We start from the raw sequence: 22,398 nt of genomic DNA, 5'->3' as shown, positions 1-22,398 counted from the left end.
GACGCCATGTGTGCGGCGCGGCCGGGCCGCCTGGAAGCTCGCTGCGAGCCGATGGCCAGTACTTCGGACTTTATTTCGAGTAACCCTGCAAATTGTCCGCCGTGTCATGCCGGATGCCCCACCACGGCAAATACGCATTGTTTTCGCCGCGCGCGCGGAACCACGGCTTGTCGTGGGCGATGGGCCGCACCATGGCGGGCGGCAAGACCAGCACGCCCGTGACGCCGTCAGGATCGCTGGTGCCCGCCACCAGCACGGGCTTGCCGACGTGGTTTGCATGGGCGATACCCAGCGCGACATTGGTCAGCGCCGTGCCGGCGCCCATTTCGCCCAGCAGGGCCGGCGTATTGAAGGTCTGCGGCAGGAAGTCGAATCCCGGTACTTCCAGGATCAGCGCTTGCGCCAGCTGGCCCAGACGGTCGGATGAGGAGGGCAGGTTCTGGCTGGCGTCGTGGATGACGTAGCCGATGTCTTCTTCCGTCTTGCCGCCATGGCGCGCCGCCTCGGCAAATACGGCCTGCCACGCCTGCACGGCGCGCGGCGGCTTGTCCTTGCCCGTTTCAAAATCGGCTACCTTGCGCGTGGCCGGATAGCCTATCCACGCCAGCGCCGCGCGTTCCGTCTTGTAATCGGGGCCTGCCAGCACCAGCAGCACCAGGTTTTCATTGATCTGCATGGGCTTCGGCCGGCTCGGCGCATCCCAGTTCATGACCCACACGGTTTCCTTCGGATGCGCTTCCAGGTAGGCCAGCGCCGCTTGCAGGGAGACGAAGCCTGCATTGTTGCCGCCCAGGGTGATGCGCACGTCGGGCGGGGTGGCGCGGGTCCAGAGGGTGGGGAAATTGACGTTGCCTATGCTGAAGGTGTCGGTGATGCGTTCGCGTATAGTGTTTCTTGCCTCCTCTGGATCTAATTTGCCCGCAGGCAGCGCATATTCCACGTGGATGCCTGCCAGTTCGCGCCAGTTCTGTTTTTGATCCTTGGGATAGACCCGATAAAAGTAGGTGGGGCTGGAGTAGTAAATGTCATGAAATAGGCTGGTTAATTTCCGCACATATTTATAGTGATAGCCCTTGAACGTTTCCGTGCCATCGAGATCGTGGGCAATGGGGGCCACGGCCTGCAGGGTGCTGAAACTTCGGGGATCCGTCCTGACCATATCGTCATTCTTGTTGGGTTTGGCTAGCCCGAGCGTCCAGAGCAGCTGCCACTCGGTCGGATAGTCGAGCCGCTGCAGCGGATTGAGCCACTGCAGGCCCACCACTTGTGCCCGGAAAGGAACGTGGGCTGTGATTGTTGGAAGCTCCTCTTCTTTCGGAGCAGGTTGCACGGCGCAGGCCGTCAATAGCGCAAATAGGGAGAAAGCGGTGCCGGCGGCTAATGTGCGCAGCTCGCGCTGACTTATTACGTAAGCCATCAATCCACCTCACTGCGAGTAGCCCTGCATAGCGTCCGCCGCGTCGTGGCGGATGCCCCACCAGGGCAGATACGCATGGTTTTCGCCGCGCGCGCGGAACCACGGCTGGTCGTGATTGATGGGGCGCACGATGGCCGGCGGCAAGACCAGCACGCCCGTGACGCTGTCAGGATCGCTGGTGCCCGCCACCAGCACGGGCTGGCCGACGTGGTTCGCATGGGCGATGCCCAGGGCGACATTGGTCAGCGCCGTGCCGGCGCCCATTTCGCCCAGCAGGGCCGGCGTATTGAAGGTCTGCGGCAGGAAGTCGAATCCCGGTACTTCCAGGGTCAGCGCTTGCGCCAGCTGGCCCAGACGGTCGGATGAGGAGGGCAGGTTCTGGCTGGCGTCGTGGATGACGTAGCCGATATCTTCTTCCGTCTTGCCGCCATGGCGCGCCGCCTCGGCAAATACGGCCTGCCACGCCTGCACGGCGCGCGGCGGCTTGTCCTTGCCCGTTTCAAAATCGGCTACCTTGCGCGTGGCCGGATAGCCTATCCACGCCAGCGCCGCGCGTTCCGTCTTGTAATCGGGGCCTGCCAGCACCAGCAGCACCAGGTTTTCATTGATCTGCATGGGCTTCGGCCGGCTCGGCGCATCCCAGTTCATGACCCACACGGTTTCCTTCGGATGCGCTTCCAGGTAGGCCAGCGCCGCTTGCAGGGAGACGAAGCCTGCATTGTTGCCGCCCAGGGTGATGCGCACGTCGGGCGGGGTGGCGCGGGTCCAGAGAGTGGGGAAGTGGGGGTTGCCGATGCTGAAGGTATCGGCGATGGTTTGCTGCGTGAATTGGTGTACTTCTACCAGATCGAATTTCCCTTCAGGCAGGGCATATTCCACGCGGATGCCTGCCAGTTCACGCCAGTTCTGTTTTTGATTCTTGGGATAGACATGGTAGAAGTAGGTGGGGCTGGAATAGTAAATGTCGTGGAAATTGGTCATTAGCTCGCGCAGATACTTATGGTGATAGCCCTTGAACGTTTCTCTGCCATTGATATCGTGGGCAATGGGGGCGACGGCCTGCAAGGTGCTGAAACCCCTGGGATCCGTCCTGACCATATCGTCATTCTTGTTGGGTTTGGCCAAGCCGAGCGTCCATAGCAGCTGCCACTCGGTGGGATAGTCGAGCCGCTGCAGCGGGTTGAGCCACTGCAGGCCCACGACCTGTGCCCGGAAGGACACTTGGGCCGCGGTTTTTGGGAGGCCGTCTTCTTTCTGTGCAGGTTTCACGGCGCAGGCTGTCAATAGCGCAAACATGGAGCTGGCGGCGAGCATGGGCAGCGCGAGGAACTGTTTCATGATGTCTCCAGGTGAGTGGACATATCGATGGTCACCATAGCCCGGCCAGATGGACCAAAGTGCCAGGAAAATGACGAAGAGAAATGTGGCGAGGGCCCAGGCCAGTCGCTGGCGCGGCGTGGCAATGAACTTACGCACCGTCAGTCCTCAGCGCAAAGTTGGTGGACGGGTCGGCAGGCCTGGCATTCTGGCGCTCGTCAACGATGCCTTTCGGTTTTCTGGCAGGGCTGTCTTTGTCATTTGCCCATGTAAATAAAGATACATTTTTAAATGTGCCATTGTCGTAGTATTCAAAGAACTCTCCAGACTCGAAAGATGCGCCTTTCAACAGGCTCCAATCCGCCGCAACCCTTAATTCCCGCAAGTCCTCCCGCCCGATCGTGCACACCCCCACCGCCACGTCATACGCCAGCGCCTTTTCCGCATGCTCGGGATTGGTCATGATGGTCGAGTGATCGGTGGCGTGGGTGTCGATATTGGCGGCCAGGTAGTTCCGGATTTCCTGCTTGCGCCAGGCCTTGAATTCCCTGGAAGCCTCTTCCGGCTGGTCCACCGCCGTCACTGGCTTGCCCTTTTCGGCCCAGCCGTCGCGCCTGGCCTGCATGCGCAGCATGCCGTTCTGTTCGTAGCGCAACGCCGCCTCGGTGTGCGCATCGCCCTTGCCCTGGGAACGGTAAGGCGCATACGCGTCATCGGCGTCGGCGGCGCGTTCCTTGTGCAGGGAGTCGGCCGGGGCATCGCAGCCTTCGTCAAATGCTTCGCCGATGTCGGTAAAGCGCTTTGAATGCGGCAGAAATGGCAAGGGCAGCTTGGGCGCCTTCATCGGCAGCCGCCAGGACTTGGGCGGCAGGGCGTTGATGCGCGTGCCGGCAGTCTTGGCGAGAATGATGACGATGGGCGCGAACAGAAAGGTCAGTATCTTGCGGCCGATGCCTTTGCTGGCCCGCATGCCCTTTTCGATCGAGTACTCGGCGACCAGCGAACGCGGGTGCCAGAAATCGAGGCTGTCCGGCGTCAAGGGCTGGCCATTGCGCTGCCAGATATCGTAGTCTTGTTCATTTTCCTGGCCGACAAGGTGGTTTTGCGCAAACACGCGCTGGGTGAAGACGCCTGCGCCGCCCGTATCGGCAATTTCCTGTGCCGACATGCCGCGCCAGCCTATGCCCTGCACGGGCGTGGCGGAAATCACCTGGTCGTGCGGATTGAAATACAGGGTAACCCTGCCGTAGGTGGAACCATGCAAGCCGTAGTCTGCGCGGTCGAACGCGGCCGTATAGCTGTCCTTGCGTTCAGGCTTGCGATTGGCGCTGAATTCGTCGACCAAGGCGGCATCCTGCTGCATTGCCGTGCGGGTGCGCAGGATGTTGAAAAACGCTTTCAAGGTTTGCGTGCGCGCCGCGTACTTTTGCCGGCCCGTATTGCCATGCTCATCCTTCAGATGGCCGCTGACCCAGTTTTCCGTGAAATTGCTGTCGAGCAAGCTGTAGGGCGGGTTGCACAGCACGTAGCAGTCGGCCACGGCGGAAGCGCCCAGCGTTTCACCGAGAAAGGCGGCCGCCATGGCCACCATATTGCCCTGGCTATGGCAGACGATGGTGACGGGCGCGTCGTGCTGGCAAGCGCGTATCGACTGTACGAGACGCGCCAGGCGCCACGCGGCGAACACGAAATACGGGCGCGGCGGACAGGCATACACTTGCCGGTCATTCGTCGGGTTCATGTGCTGGATATGCATCCACAGGAACAGTTCCTCCGACAAACCCTGGTTCCACAGATCGGGCAGGGCGCTGCAGCCGTTGGCGAACGGTCCGCCGCCCCAGTAATTCTTTTCGTTCAGATAGATGCCGTCGCCAAACGCCTGCAACTCCTTGCCATTGGCCTTGTAGCCCCAGCGAAAGCGGATCACGGGAGAGTTGGCGTCGTCCGCCAGCAGGAAGGTGGTGGCGTTGCGCTTGGGATTGAGGAAGCCGTCATCCGTCAGTTCGCGCGCGTAGGTGGCGGCCCGCATCTGTCCGGCGGCCGGGCCGGGGATCGCCAGGTCTTCGTCGCGGCGTTTCAGGCGCGTATTCAGGCCTTCGCACAGGCCATGTTCGGCCTGCTCATACCATTCGCCGTCGGAATTGACGCCGTGCACGAAGATGACGATGCCGGGACGCGGCAGGCGCGTGACGGCCTGGAGCAGCGCATGGCTGAACAAGGTCGTGCCTTCGGCTTCGGCGAGCAGGATGCAATTCGTATCGAGCGTAGGGTCGGGCGACATGCGGGCGCTCCGTCAGCGTTAAGCAGGATAAAGCGGCGCCAAAGTGAACTCAGGCAATCTGCACTGTATGCGGATTGCCTGAGCTTGGACTTGCGTGGTGTCAAGAAAGGAGGCGCGGCGGGCAAGGAATGCCGGGGGGAATCAGATCGCGTTCAGCGGTATTTTGAGGTAGCGCACGCCGTTGTCTTCCGGCTCGGGCAGCTTGCCCGCGTTGATGTTGACCTGGATGGCGGGCAAGATCAATGTCGGCATGTCGAGGGTGGCGTCGCGGCTGGTGCGCATGGCCACGAATTGTTCTTCCGTGATGCCGTCGCGCAAGTGGATGTTGCCGGCGCGCTGTTCGGCCACCGTCACTTCCCAGCGCGGCGCGCGGCCGTTGGGCGGATAGTCGTGGCACATGAACAGCCGCGTTTGCGGCGGCAGCGCCAGCAGGCGCTGCACGGAGCGGTACAGCAGCGCAGCGGAGCCGCCGGGAAAGTCGCAGCGGGCCGAGCCCACGTCCGGCATGAACAGGGTGTCGCCCACGAAGACGGCGTCGCCGATCTGGTACGCCAGGTCGGCCGGCGTGTGGCCGGGCACGTGCAGCGCGCGCACTTCCAATGCGCCGATATGGAACACCTGGTCGGGCGCGAACAGCTGGTCGAACTGCGAACCGTCAGCCCTGGCGTCATCCTGGTGGTAGACGGCGGCGAACGCCTGCTGCACCGTCTGGATGGCGGCGCCGATGGCCACGTCGCCGCCCAGCTGCTGCTGCAGGTAGGGCGCGGCGGAAAGATGATCGGCATGCGCGTGGGTTTCCAGCAGCCAGCGGCACTGCAAGCCGTGTTCGCGCACGAAGGCGATCACCTTGTCGGCCGAGGCGGTCGAGGTGCGTCCCGCCTTGGGATCGTAGTCGAGCACGGAATCGATGATGGCGCAGTCCCGCCCGTCGGCCTCATACACAATATAGGTGACGGTGGCGGTGGCGGGGTCGAAGAAAGCTTGGATTTGTGGAGTCATCGCGGCGGCAAAGGGCGGGCAAGGGAGGGACAGGGAATGGCATTATATCGCCAGAGTTCGCTAAAAAAATGCTGTAAATTCACATTTAACATGCGAAAAACAGATAAGGGGGCAGGCATGCGGCCGTCACAGCCGTGCGCACCCCGGCGCTTGCAGCATGGTAACCTCATTCTTCCAAGGAGGAATTCATGAACGATATCACTGCACGCAGCGAACAGTACCGCGGTTTTACGATTTCCGTGACCCCGCAAAAGGATAACGACGATTTATGGGATTTTACCTACCGGCTGCAGCGCGAAGGCGAGCCGGAAGCGCAGGCGATCACGCGCAGCCGCACCCTGGGCGGCTACGCGGCGCCCGAGACGGCTTGTACGGCGGGCCTGGAAGTGGCCAGGACGGAAGTCGATAATCTGCTGCGCCCTTGAGCCAGCGTAAATCGTTTAGCCCGAAAGTGCGCCTGGCTCCGGCTGGCGCGTGAAACACGTCGCTGCCAGCCGCGCTTCATGCTACGATTTCCACTATTGAGTCAGTCACGAAGGAGGCACCCATGGATAGCAGTTCTAAAATTCACTATAAAGGCTGGGAAATCGTTCCCTTGGCCGTGCCCACCACCGACGGCAAATGGTCGGCCAGTTGCGACATCGAGCGCGCCACGGCCGAAGGCCTGGAAGTATTCGAAGGCTCGACCATGCAATTCGTGCGCGACGACGAGGAGGGCGCGATTGCCGCCGCCTGCGAGGAAGCCGTGCGCCAGATCGACAACATCATCGCCAACCCGCTGGTGCGGCTGGCCTAGTTTTTTGTTTCTTCAACAATAGTGTTCCTGCAGCCGGCGCCCGCCGGCTGTTTTTTTATGTTCTGCCGGTAGCAGTCTGACCTGTTTCATGTTTCAATGTTTCAAATGGAATGATTGAAACATATTTGAAACATCGTTGACATGAATCGTGACATCGCTGTTCTCTTGCGTGACGGCGCGTGCAGCGCCGCTGCGTGGCCATTTCCCCTTGTTTTCACTGTGCCGTGGCGCATTTTTCGCGCGGACGCATGGTGCTGGCACGGCATTTGCAATACCAATGCTCATAGCCACTCCGTGAAACATTCGGGACCATCCGAAACCCATAAGGTGAACACATGACTCAATACTCCGCAGGTGCCGCATTCCGCAAGGCCGTCCAGGAAGAATCCCCGTTGCAAGTCGTCGGCGCCATCAACGCCAACCACGCCTTGCTGGCCAAGCGCGCCGGCTATAAAGCCATCTACCTGTCCGGCGGCGGCGTCGCGGCCGGTTCGCTGGGCTTGCCAGACCTGGGCATTTCCAGCCTGGACGACGTGCTGACCGACATCCGCCGCATCACCGACGTGTGCGACCTGCCGCTGCTGGTCGACGCCGACACGGGCTTCGGTTCGTCCGCCTTCAACGTGGCGCGCACGGTGAAATCGATGATCAAGTTCGGCGCGGCCGGCCTGCACATCGAAGACCAGGTGGGCGCCAAGCGCTGCGGCCACCGTCCGGGCAAGGAAATCGTCAGCAAGGAAGAGATGGTCGACCGCATCAAGGCCGCCGTCGATGCGCGCACGGACCCGAACTTCGTCATCATGGCGCGCACCGATGCGCTGGCCGTCGATGGCCTGGAAGCGGCGCTGGAACGCGCCGTCGCCTGCGTCGAAGCGGGCGCCGACATGATCTTCCCGGAAGCCATCACTGACCTGGACATGTACGCCACGTTTGCCAAAGCCGTCAACGTGCCGATTTTGGCCAACATCACGGAATTCGGTTCCACGCCGCTGTTCACCCTGGACGAACTGCGCAGCGCCCATGTGGGCCTGGCCCTGTATCCGCTGTCCGCCTTCCGCGCCATGAACAAGGCGGCGGAAAACGTGTATCAGGCGCTGCGTCGCGACGGCACGCAAAAGAACGTCGTCGACACCATGCAGACGCGCATGGAACTGTATGAATCGATCAACTATCATGATTTTGAGCAGAAACTGGACGCGCTGTTCGCCGCGCAAAAGAAATAAGCAGAAATAAGTAAAGAAGCAGGGACCGCATGCCGGTCCCGCAGTGACGCAACCGAGACTATTCAATCTGGAGAACACAATGACCGCACCGCAAGCCGCCACTTTCAAGCCTAAAAAATCCGTCGCCCTGTCCGGCGTCACCGCCGGCAATACGGCGCTGTGCTCGGTCGGCAAGACCGGCAACGATTTGCACTACCGCGGCTATGACATCCTGGACGTGGCCGACAGCTGCGAGTTCGAGGAAATCGCCTACCTGCTGGTGCACGGAAAGCTGCCGACCGCCGCTGAACTGAAAGGCTACAAGGCCAAGCTGAAATCCCTGCGCGGCTTGCCGTCGGCAGTGAAACTGGCGCTGGAAGCGCTGCCGGCCGCCGCCCACCCGATGGACGTGATGCGCACGGGCGTGTCCGTGCTGGGCTGCACCCTGCCGGAGAAGGACGACCATAACGCGCCGGGCGCGCGCGACATCGCCGACCGCCTGATGGCGTCGTTCGGCTCCATGCTGCTGTACTGGTACCACTACAGCCATAACGGCAAGCGCATCGAAGTGGAAACGGACGACGACTCGATCGGCGGCCACTTCCTGCACCTGCTGCATGGCGAAAAACCGTCGGCGTCGTGGGAAAAAGCCATGCATACGTCGCTGATCCTGTACGCTGAGCACGAATTCAACGCCTCGACCTTCACCAGCCGCGTCATCGCCGGCACGGGTTCGGACATCCATTCCGCCATCACGGGCGCCATCGGCGCGCTGCGCGGCCCGAAACACGGCGGCGCCAACGAAGTGGCGCTGGATATCCAGAAACGCTACGACAACGCCGATGAAGCGGAAGCGGACATCCGCGAACGCGTCGCCAACAAGGAAGTGGTGATCGGCTTCGGCCACCCCGTCTACACGATTTCCGATCCGCGCAATAAAGTCATCAAGGAAGTGGCCCGTTCGCTGTCGCAGGAAGCCGGTTCCACGAAAATGTTCGACATCGCCGAGCGCCTGGAATCGGTCATGTGGGAAATCAAGAACATGTTCCCGAACCTGGACTGGTTCTCGGCCGTGTCGTATCACATGATGGGCGTGCCGACGGCGATGTTTACGCCGCTGTTCGTCATCTCGCGCACGTCGGGCTGGGCCGCCCACATCATCGAGCAGCGCATTGACAACAAGATTATCCGCCCGAGCGCCAATTACGTCGGCCCGGAAGACCTGGAATTCGTGCCGATCAAGGACCGCAAATAATGAGCACCGCCATGAATACCTTGCACCGAAAATCCTTGCCGGGCACCCAGCTAGACTACTTCGACACGCGCGCCGCCGTCGATGCGATCCAGCCAGGCGCCTATGCCACCTTGCCCTACACCTCGCGCGTGCTGGCCGAAAACCTCGTGCGCCGCTGCGACCCGGCTACCCTGAACGCTTCGCTGAGCCAGTTCATTGAACGCCGCCGCGACCTCGATTTCCCGTGGTTTCCCGCGCGCGTCGTCTGCCATGACATCCTGGGCCAGACTGCCCTGGTCGACCTGGCCGGCCTGCGCGACGCCATCGCGGCCCAGGGCGGCGACCCGGCCCTGGTCAATCCCGTCGTGCCGACGCAGCTGGTGGTCGACCACTCGCTGGCCGTCGAATGCGGCGGTTTCGACCCCGATGCCTTCGCCAAGAACCGCGCCATCGAAGACCGCCGCAACGAAGACCGTTTCGACTTCATCGACTGGACCAAGAAGGCCTTTAAAAATGTCGACGTGATTCCGCCGGGCAACGGCATTTTGCACCAGATCAATCTTGAGCGCATGTCGCCCGTGATCCAGGTGCAAAATGGTGTAGCCTATCCCGATACGTTGGTGGGCACGGATTCGCACACGCCGATGGTCGATGCGCTGGGCGTGATCGCCATCGGCGTGGGCGGCCTGGAAGCGGAAAGCGTGATGCTGGGCCGCGCCTCGTGGATGCGTTTGCCGGACATCATCGGCGTCAAGCTGACGGGTAAGCCGCAGCCGGGCATCACGGCGACCGACACCGTGCTGGCGCTGACGGAATTTTTGCGCAAGCAGAAGGTCGTCTCGTCCTACCTGGAATTCTTTGGCGAGGGCGCTGCGCACCTGACCCTGGGCGACCGCGCCACGATTTCCAACATGGCGCCGGAATTCGGCGCCACGGCCGCCATGTTCTACATCGACGCGCAAACCATCAAGTACCTGAAATTGACGGGCCGCGACGACGAACTGGTGAAACTGGTGGAGCTGTACGCCAAAGAGACGGGCTTGTGGGCCGACAGCCTGGTCGACGCGCAGTACGAGCGCGTCTTGAGCTTCGACCTGTCGTCCGTCGTGCGCAATATCGCCGGGCCGTCGAATCCGCACAACCGCGTGCCGACGTCGGAGCTGGCCGCGCGCGGGATTTCCGGCGTGGTGGAAAACGAACCGGGCAAGATGCCGGACGGCGCCGTCATCATCGCGGCCATCACCAGCTGCACCAACACGAACAACCCGCGCAACATGATCGCCGCCGGTTTGATCGCGCGCAATGCGAACCGCCTCGGTTTGACCCGCAAGCCGTGGGTGAAATCCTCGCTGGCACCTGGCTCGAAAACCGTGGAGCTGTACCTGCAGGAAGCGGGCTTGCTGCCGGAGCTTGAAACATTGGGCTTTGGCGTCGTGGCTTTCGCCTGCACCTCGTGCAACGGCATGTCGGGCGCGCTCGACCCCGTGATCCAGGATGAAGTGGTGTCGCGCGACCTGTACGCCACGGCCGTCCTGTCGGGTAACCGTAACTTCGACGGCCGCATCCACCCGTACGCGAAACAGGCTTTCCTTGCTTCGCCGCCGCTGGTGGTGGCTTACGCGATCGCCGGCACCATCCGCTTCGATATCGAGAAGGATGTGCTGGGGATTGACGCGGACGGCAAACCGATTCTGTTGAAAGATATCTGGCCGTCCGACGAGGAAATCGACGCCATCGTCGCTTCCAGCGTCAAGCCGGAGCAGTTCCGCAAGGTGTACATCCCGATGTTTGCCGCGCAGGCGGACGACGGCATCAAGGTCAGCCCCCTGTACGACTGGCGTCCGCAGACGACGTACATCCGCCGTCCGCCGTACTGGGAAGGCGCGCTGGCTGGCGCGCGCCCCTTGAAAGGCATGCGTCCGCTGGCCGTCCTGGGCGACAACATCACCACCGACCACCTGTCGCCGTCGAACGCCATCATGCTCGACAGCGCGGCCGGCGAATACCTGGCCAAGATGGGTTTGCCCGAGGAAGACTTCAATTCCTACGCCACGCACCGGGGCGACCATCTGACGGCGCAGCGCGCCACGTTTGCCAACCCGACCCTGAAGAACGAGATGGTCATCGAGGACGGCAAAGTGAAAGCCGGTTCGCTCACGCGCATCGAGCCGGAAGGCAAAATCTCGCGCATGTGGGAAGCCATCGAGGTGTACATGGAGCGCAAGCAGCCATTGATCATCATCGCCGGCGCCGACTATGGCCAGGGCTCCTCGCGCGACTGGGCCGCCAAGGGCGTGCGCCTGGCCGGCGTGGAAGCCATCGTGGCCGAAGGTTTCGAACGCATCCACCGCACCAACCTGGTGGGCATGGGCGTCTTGCCGCTGGAATTTTTGGCTGGCGTGAACCGCAAGACCCTGGGCCTGGACGGCAGCGAAACCTACGACGTCGTCGGCGAGCGCACGCCGCGTTCCACCTTGACCTTGCTGATCCATCGCAAGAACGGCGAAACGGTCGAAGTGCCCGTCACCTGCCGCCTTGATACGGCGGAAGAGGTGTCGATCTATGAGGCCGGCGGCGTCTTGCAGCGCTTTGCCCAGGACTTTTTGGAGTCGGTGAAAGCAGCGTAAACCAGGGGTCAGACCCGCCGGGTCTGACCCCAGCTTTGTGCTGCGGGGAGGCTGTCACCTTCGCAGCGCAAGCAAAGAACTTCTGCGGAAATATACAATGACACCTCAACCTCAAATCAAAATCTCCGCCACCTACATGCGCGGCGGCACCAGCAAGGGCGTGTTCTTCCGCCTGCAGGATTTGCCCGCCAGCGCGCAAGTGCCGGGCGCCGCGCGCGATGCCTTGCTGCTGCGCGTGATCGGCAGCCCCGACCCCTACGGCAAGCAGATCGACGGCATGGGCGGCGCCACGTCGAGCACCAGCAAGACGGTGATCCTGGCGAAAAGTAGCAAGCCGGAGCACGACGTCGACTACCTGTTCGGCCAGGTCTCCATCGACAAGCCATTCGTCGACTGGAGCGGCAATTGCGGCAACCTGTCGGCCGCCGTCGGCTCGTTCGCCATTGCCAGCGGCCTGGTGGACGCCGCCCGCGTGCCTGCCAACGGCATCGCCACGGTGCGCATCTGGCAAGCCAATATCGGCAAGACCATCATCGCCCACGTGCCCATGACGCATGGCGAAGTGCAGGAAACGGGCGACTTCGAACTCGATGGCGTGACTTTCCCGGCCGCCGAAGTGAAACTGGAATTTCTCGATCCGGCGGCAGACGAGGAGGGCGGCGATGGCGCCAGCTCGGCCATGTTCCCTACCGGCAACCTTGTCGATGACCTGGACGTACCCGGCATCGGTGTTTTAAAGGTCACGATGATCAACGCCGGCATCCCGACGATTTTTGTCGATGCGGATGCCATCGGTTACACGGGCACGGAACTGCAGGACGCCATCAATGGCGATCCGGTGGCGCTGGCCCGCTTCGAAACCATCCGCGCGCATGGCGCCTTGCGCATGGGTTTGATTTCCAGCCTGGATGAAGCGGCGAAACGCCAGCACACGCCGAAAGTGGCGTTTGTCGCCAGGCCGGCCGGCTATGTTTCGTCCAGCGGCAAGCAGGTGGCAGCGGGCGAGATCGACTTGCTGGTGCGCGCCATGTCGATGGGTAAATTACATCACGCCATGATGGGCACGGCCGCTGTCGCCATCGGCACGGCGGCAGCCATTCCCGGCACCCTGGTCAACCTGGCGGCCGGTGGCGGTCCCCGCAACTCGGTGCGCTTCGGCCACCCGTCCGGCACCCTGATGGTGGGCGCGGAAGCGGCGCAGGCAGATGGCGTGTGGAGCGTCACCAAGGCCATCATGAGCCGCAGCGCGCGCGTGCTGATGGAAGGGGCCGTGCGCGTTCCCGGCGACGCGTTCTAGTCCGCGCAGCACGCACCTGGAATCGGCCTGACCGTGCACCTGCCCATAGATTGATACTTTTGCTGGTAAAAAAACTGAGCGGCAAGGAAAATGGCAGGGCGCCAGCCGCGATGCGCGTTAGCGTGTCGCGGGTGTTGGCGGCCTCCCATGCTTCCTGACCGGTGAACAGATGCTATTTAACTCCTACGTCTTCCTTTTTGCTTTTCTACCCATCACGGTGGCGGGATTTTTCATCCTGGGCAGACGCAGCCAACTGTGGGCCGCCGCGTGGCTGGCGGGAGCATCGCTGTTCTTCTACGGCTATTGGGATTACCACTACCTGCCGCTGCTGCTGGGCTCCATCCTCTTCAACTACGGTTGTGCGGCTTTGCTCGGCACCAGCCCGCCATCGCGCCGAAAATGGCTCGTCACCGCCGCCATCGGCGCCAATCTGGGCTTGCTCGCCTATTACAAGTACGCGGGATTCTTTGTCGCCAGCCTGGCGGAATTGACGGCGCAACCGATGCCCGTCCTGCACGTGGTGCTGCCGATCGGGATATCGTTTTTCACGTTTACCCAGATCGCCTTTCTGGTCGACACCTATCAGGGCAAGGCGCAGGAAAACCGCTTTGTCCACTATCTGCTGTTCGTCACGTATTTCCCGCACCTGATCGCCGGCCCCGTATTGCACCACAAGGAGATGATGCCGCAGTTTGCGGACAAGCGCATCTTCCGTTTCTCGGCCAGGAACGTCGCTATCGGCTCGACGATTTTCTTTATCGGGCTGGCAAAGAAAGTGCTGATCGCCGACAGCATCGCCCCGTATGCGGCGCCGCTGTTCGACAATCCGGCTGCGCCATCGCTGTTGATCGCCTGGGGCGGGGTATTGGCGTATGCCTTTCAGCTGTACTTCGATTTTTCCGGCTATTCCGACATGGCCATTGGCTTGTCGCGCCTGTTCGGCGTGCGCTTTCCCCTGAATTTCGACTCGCCCTATAAATCGCGCAATATCGCGCAATTCTGGCGCCGCTGGCACATGACGCTATCGCGCTTCCTGCGCGATTACCTGTATATCCCGCTGGGCGGCAACCGCTGCGGGCCCGCGCGGCGCTACCTGAACCTGATGATCACGATGGTGTTGGGCGGCTTGTGGCATGGCGCTGGCTGGAACTTCATCGTCTGGGGTTTTTTGCACGGCGCCTACCTGGCCATCCACAAGGCCTGGAGCGTGGTGGCGCAGCGCTTGCGCCTGCCGCTCGATAGCCGCGTCTGGAAAGTCGTGGCCACCCTCGTCACTTTTGCCGCCGTCTGCGTTGCCTGGGTTTTTTTCCGCGCGCCGGACATGGCAAGGTCGTGGCAGATCCTGCAGGGCATGGCGGGCGCCCATGGCGTCTCGGCACCCGACGTGCTGGCCAGCCGTGTGCCGCCGCTGCAGCACCTGCTGGAGGCGACGGGAGTGACGTTTTATCTGGGCGGCGGACGCTTGTTCGTCGAAACCTGGACGTGGATCGCCATCGCGGCGCTGCTGGCTTTTGCTTTCCCGAATACGCAGCAGATCATGCGCCGCTGCGGGCCGGCGCTGTACTTCCAGCGTGCCCACCCTGCAGGAATATCAGGCCCTGGCATGGCAAGGCTGCTGACCTGGCGCGCTTCGCCGGCGTGGGCTGCCGCCATCGCGCTGCTGGCACTGGCGAGCATCCTGGCCCTGAACCGGCCCGCCGAATTCTTGTATTTTCAGTTCTAGTGGAGAAGGAAAATGACAAGACCATTCTATAGGCACTATCTGTCCACCCTGGTGCTGGTACTGCTTTCCTGCGCATGCCTGGTCTGCGTCTTCGTGTACATTGTCGACCCCTACAATCTGTATGGGGCGGTCAGGCGCGAAAACTTTAACGCCGTCAAGCCTGGCCTGAGCCGCTACCAGAGCCAGATCAAGCACGCACACGCGCTGCGTCTGCAGCCGCGCTTCATCATCCTGGGTAATTCACGCGCCGAGATCGGCTTCGATCCGCGCGCCTCCGCATTTGGCCTGATACACGGTGCCGGTTATAACATGGGCATTCCCGGCACCGTCATGGCCACGGCCATCAGCCAGTTCGCGCAACTGTCGCAGGCAGGCATCAAGCCAGGGACAGTGATCGTGGGGCTGGAATTCATCGATTTTTTGAAGCCGGCCATCGCGCAGCCAGAGCGCATGGAAGCACAGTCCGGCCATGCCCATGGATTCTGGCGCTTCGACACGCTGTTTTCGCTGGCATCGGTGAAGGATGCCCTGACCACGCTGCGCATTCAGCATGACAGGCAGGCGATCACCATAGCGCCCGACGGTTTCAATCCCGCTCTGGAGTTTGGCGCGCATGCGGTCCGCGATGGGTATTACAAGGTATTCAAGCATCGGGCGCAGAAAAGTGCCGCCAGATTTGTGAAAATGTCGAAGGCCGATTTTGCTGACGGCGATTTTCAGGCGATGCATGATTTTTTGGTGGCGATGTCGGCCACGCAAGCCGATATCAAGCTGGTGATCTATCCGTATCACGCACAGATGCTTACCCTGTTCGAAGGAGCTGGCCTGTGGCCCCTGTTCGACGAGTGGAAACGGCGGGTGGTGCTGGAGGTGGCCGCCGTCAAGAAACAATATCCTTCGGCCCGCATCAGCGTGACCGATTTCAGCGGCTTTGGCAGTTACAACTGCGAGATGATTCCTGCTGAAAAACAGCGCGATGGCAGTACGCGCTGGTACTGGGAAGCAGGACACTTCAAGAAGGCACTGGGCGATATCGTCATGCTGCGCGTGATGACGCAAAAGGAAAGCGCGCCGGTGGACGGGCAGTTCGGCATGCCCCTGACCGGTGCCACGCTGGCGGCGAATCGCGACAGGATCGCGGCCGAGCGCAGCGCCTGCGTGGCAGCACAGCCGCAGATGTTCCTTTTCTCCAAAAAACTGTTCGCAAGACCTTTGGAGGATGCACCAACAGATAAATAATAGTCAGCAGTACGCAAGCAGATAGTCCACATATCAAGGCCGGGCCTGTTCGCCCGAGCCGGAGACAGATTGCACGCCTACCGGAGGAGACATGAATTTCGCAGCATTTTATCAACGCTCTATCGACACGCCTGACGCTTTCTGGCGCGAGGAAGCGGACAAGATAGCCTGGCATACCCCGTTTTCGCAAGTGCTCGATTATTCCCGCCCGCCGTTCGCCAAGTGGTTTGTCGGCGGCACCACCAATTTGTGCCACAACGCCGTTGACCGCTGGGTGGAAAGCCAGGGCGATGCGGCCGCGCTGATCGCCATTTCCACCGAAACGAATACTGAGCGCAGCTACAGTTTTCGCGAACTGCAGCGCGAAGTGGAACGCTGCGCCGCCATCCTGCTGTCGTTGGGCGTGGTCAAGGGCGACCGCGTCCTGATCTACATGCCGATGATCGCCGAGGCGGCGTTCGCCATGCTCGCTTGCGCGCGCATCGGCGCCGTGCATTCCGTGGTGTTCGGCGGCTTTGCCGCCAACAGCCTGGCCAGCCGTATCGACGATGCGCAGCCAAAATTGGTGTTTTCCGCCGATGCCGGCTCGCGCAATGGCAAGGCGATTGCCTACAAGCCGCTGCTCGACGAAGCCATCCGCATCGCCGCGCACAAGCCGCAGCAGGTATTGCTGGTCGACCGCCACCTGGTGCCGATGGAACTGACGCCGGGCCGCGACGTCGATTACGCGACACTGCGCGAGCAGCACCTGGACGCGCGGGTGCCCGTCACCTGGCTTGAGTCGAACGAACCGTCGTACGTGTTGTACACCTCGGGCACGACGGGCAAGCCGAAGGGCGTGCAGCGCGACGTGGGCGGCTATGCGGTGGCGCTGGCGTCGTCGATGCAGTACAACTTCTGCGGCAAGCCCGGCGAAACCTTCTTTGCCACCTCGGATATCGGCTGGGTGGTGGGCCATTCCTACATCGTGTACGGCCCGCTGATCGCCGGCATGGCCACCATCCTGTACGAGGGCTTGCCGATCTGTCCCGATGCGGGCATCTGGTGGAGCATCGTTGAAAAATACAAGGTCACGCGCATGTTCTCGGCGCCGACGGCCATCCGCGTGCTGCGCAAGCACCCGGTGGAACTGATGCGCAAATACGACCTGTCGTCATTGAAGGCACTGTATCTGGCGGGCGAACCGCTCGATGAAACCACGTCGCAATGGATCGCCGACGAACTGAAAGTGGACATCATCGACAACTACTGGCAGACGGAGACGGGCTGGCCGATCCTCTCGGTGGCGAAAGGCGTGGCCGACACCCCGACGCGCCTGGGCAGTCCGGGCCTGGCCATGTACGGTTACCAGGTCAAGCTGCTCAACGAAGCGACGGGCGAGGAGTGCGGCGCCAACGAGAAGGGCGTGCTGGTGCTGGAAGGCCCGCTGCCGCCCGGCTGCATGCAGACGGTCTACGGCGACGACGCACGCTTCGTCGACACCTACTGGTCTACCTTCAGCGAACGGCAAGTGTATTCCACCTTCGATTGGGGCGTGCGCGATGCGGATGGCTATTATTTTATTTTGGGCCGCACCGACGACGTGATCAACGTGGCCGGACACCGCCTGGGCACGCGCGAAATCGAGGAAAGCATCACCAGCCACCCGAACGTGTCGGAAGTGGCGGTGGTGGGCGTGGAAGACAAGCTCAAAGGCCAGGTGGCGATGGCTTTCGTGATCCTGAAGGACCCGCAGGGCTTCGACAGCGTCGAGGCGAAAGCGGCGCTGGAGCGCGAAGTGATGGCCGTCGTCGATCGTCAGCTGGGTGCCGTGGCGCGGCCCGCGCGCGTGCTGTTCGTGGCGCAACTGCCGAAGACGCGCTCGGGCAAGCTGCTGCGTCGCTCGATCCAGGCCATCTGCGAAGGCCGCAGCCCGGGCGACCTGACGTCGATGGACGATCCGGCATCGCTGCAGCAGATCCAGGCGGCGCTGGCGTAAGCGCCTTGCCGCGAGCGAAGTTTATCGATTGATAAACTTCGCTTTCAAATCCGGTCGCTTTCCTTGCGCACGACCCTGCCCACGATCAGGCATTCATTGCCGCGGCACAACTTGCGGTGGTATTTGCGCTGGTCCGGGTTGTCCGACGTCAGCCACCATTCGCCGATATCGCGCGCCATGCGCTTGACCACCGGTTCGCCTTCGTAATTGATGGCAAACACGATGCCATCGGCCGGCCGGTTGTCGGCCGTATTGATGATCACCACGTCGTCCTCGTACAGGGCCGGTTCCATGCTCTCGCCCTTGACCTTGATCGCCACCAGTTTTTCCGGGTGGTAGCCATTGCGCTCGACCCAGCTGCGCGGCACGCTGATGGTGCTGCCGTCGTGCGTTTCCGGTTCGATCGCAAAGCCCGTGATGCCGGCCGACAGGCGCAGTTTTACCTTGCGGATCGGGTAAAAGCGTTCATCTTCGCCATCTTCCACGACCACGGGCCGCACGCCGGCCAGCGCACGTGCGGCCATGGCCGCCTGGTCGGGCGCCGCGCCCTGGTCGAAATACATGCTGTCCAGTTGCAGGTCCGCTTCCAGTTTGCGCGCGATCTTTTCGCTGAAGGCGCGCCCCTCGCGGTAGGTGGGCGAGAGGATTTGCGAGATGCGTGCCTCGCTCCAGCCGCTGACGTCGGAAATTTTCTTGCGCGTGTTGTCGTAATGCTCGCGGATCAGGGCCAGCAGGCGGTCGCGTCTGTATTGATACATATTCATCTCCACATTAAACCTGAAATTTACCGTTTGATAAATTACCAAATGCTTGACTTTAACATTAGCGATTGATAAAGTCCATTCGTTGCCTGTCGCAAACGCACTACAGCGTCTGCTGGCGGGCAGCACCACGGGAGGTCAGGCAGATGTTGAACAGCAGTCAATTGGTGGAAAGCAGGGCGGCGCCACGGCAGGGGCGCCAGTTACAGGGACGCAGCAAGAAGTCGCAGCTGCATATCGCCCGCATCGCGCAGTACATTCGCGAGCAGGGCCAGGCCAGCGCGGCGCAATTATCCGCCTTGCTGGGACTCGATGCGGGCACCATGAGCCGCTATTTGCGGCACATGTGCGGCTTGGGACAGATCCATCTGGCGCAGCGCCATTGCACGGAACCGGGGCGCCAGCGGCCCGCCCTGTACGCGCTGGGGGAACAGGACGACGACGTCGATGGCTGGGCCGAATTGCCGCCGCAAGTGCGCCGCACGGCCAGTTGGGTACGCGGCGCGGCGCGCCGCGATCCGCTGGTGGCGGCCCTGTTTGGCCCGGCGGGTAACTGAAACAAGAATCAACGAGGAGAAATCATGGGGTTTGCAGAAAAATTCATCGCATCGCTGTCATCGCAGAACCTGCGCGACGATGCCGTCCACCACGACCTGGACGTGATCGCGGCCGCCGCGCTGGCCGGCGACATGGGCGCCTTGCTGTGCCGCGTCAAATACGCGGACGGCACCGTCAGCCGCCTGTTCGAAGGCAATGCGGGCAACCTGGCCCAATTGCTGCGCGCCTGGACGGCGGCCGTGACGCAGAAGGGCCGCGCGCGGCGCTGGGTCAAGGCGCAGACGGCCTGGGATGCGCAGGCGGCCAACACCTTGTATCGCCGCGTGGCCGAAGCGTCGCTCGCGCATTGGCTCGACAGCAAATGCAAGGTCTGCCACGGCACGGGCGTTGTCGCCGCCATGCAGGCTGGCACGCCTGTCGTCTGCCAGGCTTGCCGCGGCGCCGGCGAAGCGGCCATCAGCTGCTCCGGCGGCTTCGAGCTCGAACGCATCAAGGACATGGTCAGCGAACTGGAAGCCATCTTCCAGTCGCACGGGGCCCGCGCCATGCGCCGCCTCGGTCACTAAAAAGATTTTGCAATATGCCTGGCACTGAAAAAAATGCCCCTACAATAGAGTCTCGATCACGCAGCAACAGCAACACAGCTAACACCCGCAGTACACCACATGCTTCTCCACTCGTAATAGACGCGCTTTCGGCGCGACACCGATAGGGGAAATCAGCGCAGCGAACGGCCTTCATGGCCCTTCGCCCACCTTCCGTCCGGCATGGCCCCGAGCCATCCGGACGCCAGCCCGCCGCCTCACCGCGCGCGGGCTTTTTATTTTCCAGATTGTCGGCAGTTCCCCCTCAAGACCGCAGATGCGGTCTTTTTTTTCATCCCACGAAAGGTATTACTTATGGCATCGACAGCAAACGGCATCGACAGCTTGATCGTTATCAGCAAACAAAGCGCGGAAGGCAGCAAGGCGGCCGCCGGCGGCGGCCAGATTTATCCCCGCGTCACAGCCACTTTCGACACGGAAGCGGACAAGTACGCGAGCGCCGAAATCGACGCCAGCCAGCAGCAGGGCGATACCCGCCTGGGCAACTTCCGCACCACGGGCGCCATCAAGGCCGAAGCGGCGTGCGGCACGTATGCGCCGCTGATGGCGGCGCTGCTGCGCCGCGACTTCACGGCAGGCGGCGTGGCTGCCGCGCAAACCACCATCGCCGCCGCCGCCTCCGGCCTGACGCGCAGCGCCGGTTCCTGGCTGGCAGACGGTTTCCGCGCCGGCAGCGTGGTGCGCATCACCGGCATGACGGCGCCGGCCGCCGCCAACAACGCAAAGAACTTTTTTGTGACTTCGGTGACGGCCACCAACCTGAATGGCCAGTTCATGGACGGTTCGGCCATGGTAGTCAAGGCGGCCGGCGACTCGGTCGGCGTGGCGGCCGTGGGCAAGCGCAGTTTCACCCCTTTGAGCGGCCACACCACCGATTGGTTCACGGCCGAAGTGCAGGACCCGAAGATCGGCGTGCACCGCAGTTTCGTCGACCAGCTGGTCAGCAAGATGGATATCGCCGTGCAGCCGAACGGCATCACCAGCCTGGATTTCACCCTGATGGGCAAGGCGGAAGGTCCGACCACGGCCGCGCCGTATTTCCCCACGCCGCTGGCCGCGCCGGGCACCGGCAAGTTTTCGGGCGCCACGGCGATGCTGTCCGTGAACGGCATCCCGTCGCAGATCTGCACCGGCATGTCCGTTTCGCTCGACGGCCAGGTCAAGGTCGACCCGGTGATCGGCTCGAAGTACGCCACGGCCGCCTCGCGCGGCAAGGTGATGGGCTCGGGCCAGTTCACGGTGCTGCTGCAGGACGCTACCTATCTCGACTACTTCAAGTCCGAGACGGAAATCCCGCTGGCCTACGCCATGGCGTCGGGCACGGCGCCAGCCGCCGACGTGCTGGCGCTGGCCATGGGCCGCATCAAGATCACCTCGGCCAAGATCGACGACGGCGAGAAAAACAAGATCGTCACCTGCGCCTTCGACGTCCTGCGCTACAAGGGCACCGACGCGCAGCACGAAGCGACCACCTTGAGCATCCAGGACAGCGCGCTGTAAGCGGCTGACCTGCACCGGGGCCGCCGTGATGGCGGCCTTTTACTTTTTTACTTCATCCAGAAAGCAGCACACATGAACAACGCACAAAAAATCCAGGCAGGCTTCGACATCGGCAACCTCAACGCGGTGGCCGCTCCCGTCACCTTCGACGTGCCCGTCATCTTCGACGCGGACGGCGAAGCGGTGGCCGGCCTGACCATCGTCGGCAAGAATAGCGAGCAATACCGCGTGGCGAACAACGCCGTGCGCGCCGAAGGTTATAAAAAGTCGGCACGCCGCAAGACGGCCATCGACGCTTCGACCGACGAAGGCGCGGAACTGCTGGTGCAAGCCATCGACGGTAACCAGAAGCGCCTGGCGCTGGCCGTGGTCACGGGCTGGTACGGCTTCACCAGCAACGGCGCACCCGTGCCGCTCGATGCTGCGCTGCTGGAAGCGGCCTTTGAAAAATATCCAACCTGGCAGGAAAAGGTCACCACGGCGCTGGAAAACGAGGCCAATTTTTTGAAACTCTGACGGCCAGCCTGCTGCGCTACGCCGGGCACCAGTTCGAGCGCGGTGCGCGCGCGGCCGACGGCCATGCCAAGGGCGAGCATATCGACGCCGCGCGGCGCCATCCTTTGTTCCGCGCGCCGCCCGAAGAGGCGACGCCGCCCATGCCGTTCGAGCTGGCCCACGTGTGGGAATGGTTTGCGCAATTGAACCGCAAGCGGCAGAACTGCATGGCCGTCAACCCCATCGCCAGCACGGAAATCCTCGCCTGGCAGGCGCGCCACGCCATCGCCATCGAACCGTTCGAGCACCAGTTGCTGGACCAGCTCGACGCGCTGTTCCTGTCGCATCAGCATGCGGCGGGCTGACCCG

The 22,398-nt window shown here is 62.3% G+C and carries 20 protein-coding genes; 14 read left to right on the top strand and 6 right to left on the bottom strand.

The genetic code is table 11. The features are described 5' to 3' along the window. Positions 1-70 precede the first annotated feature (70 nt). From BZG29_RS18655 to BZG29_RS18640, 4 genes are all read right to left on the bottom strand, one after another. Positions 71-1,264, bottom strand: a complete 1,194-nt coding sequence (locus BZG29_RS18655) for a hypothetical protein (protein ID WP_253192640.1) — start codon at positions 1,262-1,264, stop codon at positions 71-73. Positions 1,265-1,426: 162 nt separating this feature from the next. Next, entirely contained in the window at positions 1,427-2,755 is a 1,329-nt protein-coding gene (locus BZG29_RS18650; protein ID WP_077406150.1) for a hypothetical protein, read from the bottom strand. Between the two features lie 130 nt (positions 2,756-2,885). After that, positions 2,886-5,015, bottom strand: coding sequence for a DUF3274 domain-containing protein (locus tag BZG29_RS18645; RefSeq protein WP_077406147.1), 2,130 nt, complete (start codon positions 5,013-5,015; stop codon positions 2,886-2,888). A 141-nt stretch (positions 5,016-5,156) separates the two neighbouring features. Further along, complete coding sequence (locus tag BZG29_RS18640) at positions 5,157-6,014, bottom strand: MBL fold metallo-hydrolase (RefSeq protein ID WP_077406144.1); 858 nt, start codon at positions 6,012-6,014, stop codon at positions 5,157-5,159. Positions 6,015-6,202: 188 nt separating this feature from the next. Here BZG29_RS18640 and BZG29_RS18635 point away from each other — a divergent pair, with 188 nt between their 5' ends. Together BZG29_RS18635 and BZG29_RS18630 are read left to right on the top strand one after the other, a co-directional pair. Further along, complete coding sequence (locus BZG29_RS18635; protein WP_070257673.1) at positions 6,203-6,439, top strand: hypothetical protein; 237 nt, start codon at positions 6,203-6,205, stop codon at positions 6,437-6,439. Positions 6,440-6,561: 122 nt separating this feature from the next. Further along, positions 6,562-6,810: a hypothetical protein gene (locus tag BZG29_RS18630; protein WP_034783948.1), complete on the top strand. Its 249-nt coding sequence runs from the start codon at positions 6,562-6,564 to the stop codon at positions 6,808-6,810. A 93-nt stretch (positions 6,811-6,903) separates the two neighbouring features. Here BZG29_RS18630 and BZG29_RS27895 read toward each other — a convergent pair whose 3' ends face one another. Continuing rightward, positions 6,904-7,095: a hypothetical protein gene (locus BZG29_RS27895; protein WP_150130998.1), complete on the bottom strand. Its 192-nt coding sequence runs from the start codon at positions 7,093-7,095 to the stop codon at positions 6,904-6,906. Between the two features lie 50 nt (positions 7,096-7,145). Here BZG29_RS27895 and prpB point away from each other — a divergent pair, with 50 nt between their 5' ends. The 7 genes from prpB to BZG29_RS18595 all read left to right on the top strand — a co-directional run bounded on the left by prpB (position 7,146) and on the right by BZG29_RS18595 (position 18,110). Beyond that, positions 7,146-8,033, top strand: a complete 888-nt coding sequence (gene prpB, locus BZG29_RS18625; RefSeq protein WP_034783951.1) for a methylisocitrate lyase — start codon at positions 7,146-7,148, stop codon at positions 8,031-8,033. A gap of 79 nt (positions 8,034-8,112) precedes the next feature. After that, entirely contained in the window at positions 8,113-9,267 is a 1,155-nt protein-coding gene (gene prpC / locus BZG29_RS18620; protein ID WP_077406142.1) for a 2-methylcitrate synthase, read from the top strand. An 11-nt stretch (positions 9,268-9,278) separates the two neighbouring features. Further along, positions 9,279-11,873, top strand: coding sequence for a Fe/S-dependent 2-methylisocitrate dehydratase AcnD (acnD, locus tag BZG29_RS18615; RefSeq protein WP_077409177.1), 2,595 nt, complete (start codon positions 9,279-9,281; stop codon positions 11,871-11,873). A gap of 97 nt (positions 11,874-11,970) precedes the next feature. After that, positions 11,971-13,170, top strand: coding sequence for a 2-methylaconitate cis-trans isomerase PrpF (prpF, locus tag BZG29_RS18610; protein WP_077406139.1), 1,200 nt, complete (start codon positions 11,971-11,973; stop codon positions 13,168-13,170). Positions 13,171-13,339: 169 nt separating this feature from the next. Then, a complete protein-coding gene (locus BZG29_RS18605) occupies positions 13,340-14,893 on the top strand; it encodes an MBOAT family protein (RefSeq protein ID WP_077406136.1) in 1,554 nt (517 codons plus the stop codon). 12 nt (positions 14,894-14,905) lie between these two features. After that, positions 14,906-16,132 (top strand): hypothetical protein, encoded by a 1,227-nt coding sequence (locus BZG29_RS18600; RefSeq protein ID WP_150130997.1) that lies wholly within the window; start codon positions 14,906-14,908, stop codon positions 16,130-16,132. 91 nt (positions 16,133-16,223) lie between these two features. Beyond that, positions 16,224-18,110 carry a propionate--CoA ligase gene (locus tag BZG29_RS18595; protein WP_077406130.1) on the top strand — a complete coding sequence of 629 codons (1,887 nt, stop codon included), beginning with the start codon at positions 16,224-16,226 and terminating at the stop codon, positions 18,108-18,110. Positions 18,111-18,154: 44 nt separating this feature from the next. Here the strand turns inward: BZG29_RS18595 and BZG29_RS18590 are convergent, their stop codons facing one another. Beyond that, positions 18,155-18,868, bottom strand: coding sequence for a S24 family peptidase (locus BZG29_RS18590; protein WP_077406127.1), 714 nt, complete (start codon positions 18,866-18,868; stop codon positions 18,155-18,157). A 149-nt stretch (positions 18,869-19,017) separates the two neighbouring features. Here BZG29_RS18590 and BZG29_RS18585 point away from each other — a divergent pair, with 149 nt between their 5' ends. The 5 genes from BZG29_RS18585 (at position 19,018) to BZG29_RS18565 (ending at position 22,394) form a co-directional block, all read left to right on the top strand. Next, positions 19,018-19,428 carry a hypothetical protein gene (locus BZG29_RS18585; RefSeq protein WP_077406124.1) on the top strand — a complete coding sequence of 137 codons (411 nt, stop codon included), beginning with the start codon at positions 19,018-19,020 and terminating at the stop codon, positions 19,426-19,428. A 24-nt stretch (positions 19,429-19,452) separates the two neighbouring features. Beyond that, entirely contained in the window at positions 19,453-19,995 is a 543-nt protein-coding gene (locus BZG29_RS18580) for a zinc finger-like domain-containing protein (protein ID WP_077406121.1), read from the top strand. A 333-nt stretch (positions 19,996-20,328) separates the two neighbouring features. Further along, a complete protein-coding gene (locus BZG29_RS18575) occupies positions 20,329-21,534 on the top strand; it encodes a phage tail tube protein (protein WP_077406118.1) in 1,206 nt (401 codons plus the stop codon). A gap of 72 nt (positions 21,535-21,606) precedes the next feature. Next, positions 21,607-22,050, top strand: a complete 444-nt coding sequence (locus BZG29_RS18570) for a hypothetical protein (protein ID WP_077406115.1) — start codon at positions 21,607-21,609, stop codon at positions 22,048-22,050. Between the two features lie 104 nt (positions 22,051-22,154). After that, a complete protein-coding gene (locus BZG29_RS18565; RefSeq protein WP_077406112.1) occupies positions 22,155-22,394 on the top strand; it encodes a hypothetical protein in 240 nt (79 codons plus the stop codon). The last annotated feature ends 4 nt before the right edge of the window (positions 22,395-22,398 follow it).

It is taken from the genome of Janthinobacterium sp. LM6 (assembly GCF_002002885.1).
In the GTDB taxonomy this organism is placed as follows: Bacteria; Pseudomonadota; Gammaproteobacteria; order Burkholderiales; family Burkholderiaceae_D; genus Janthinobacterium; species Janthinobacterium kumbetense.
This window is presented reverse-complemented; position numbering and strand designations above follow the sequence as displayed.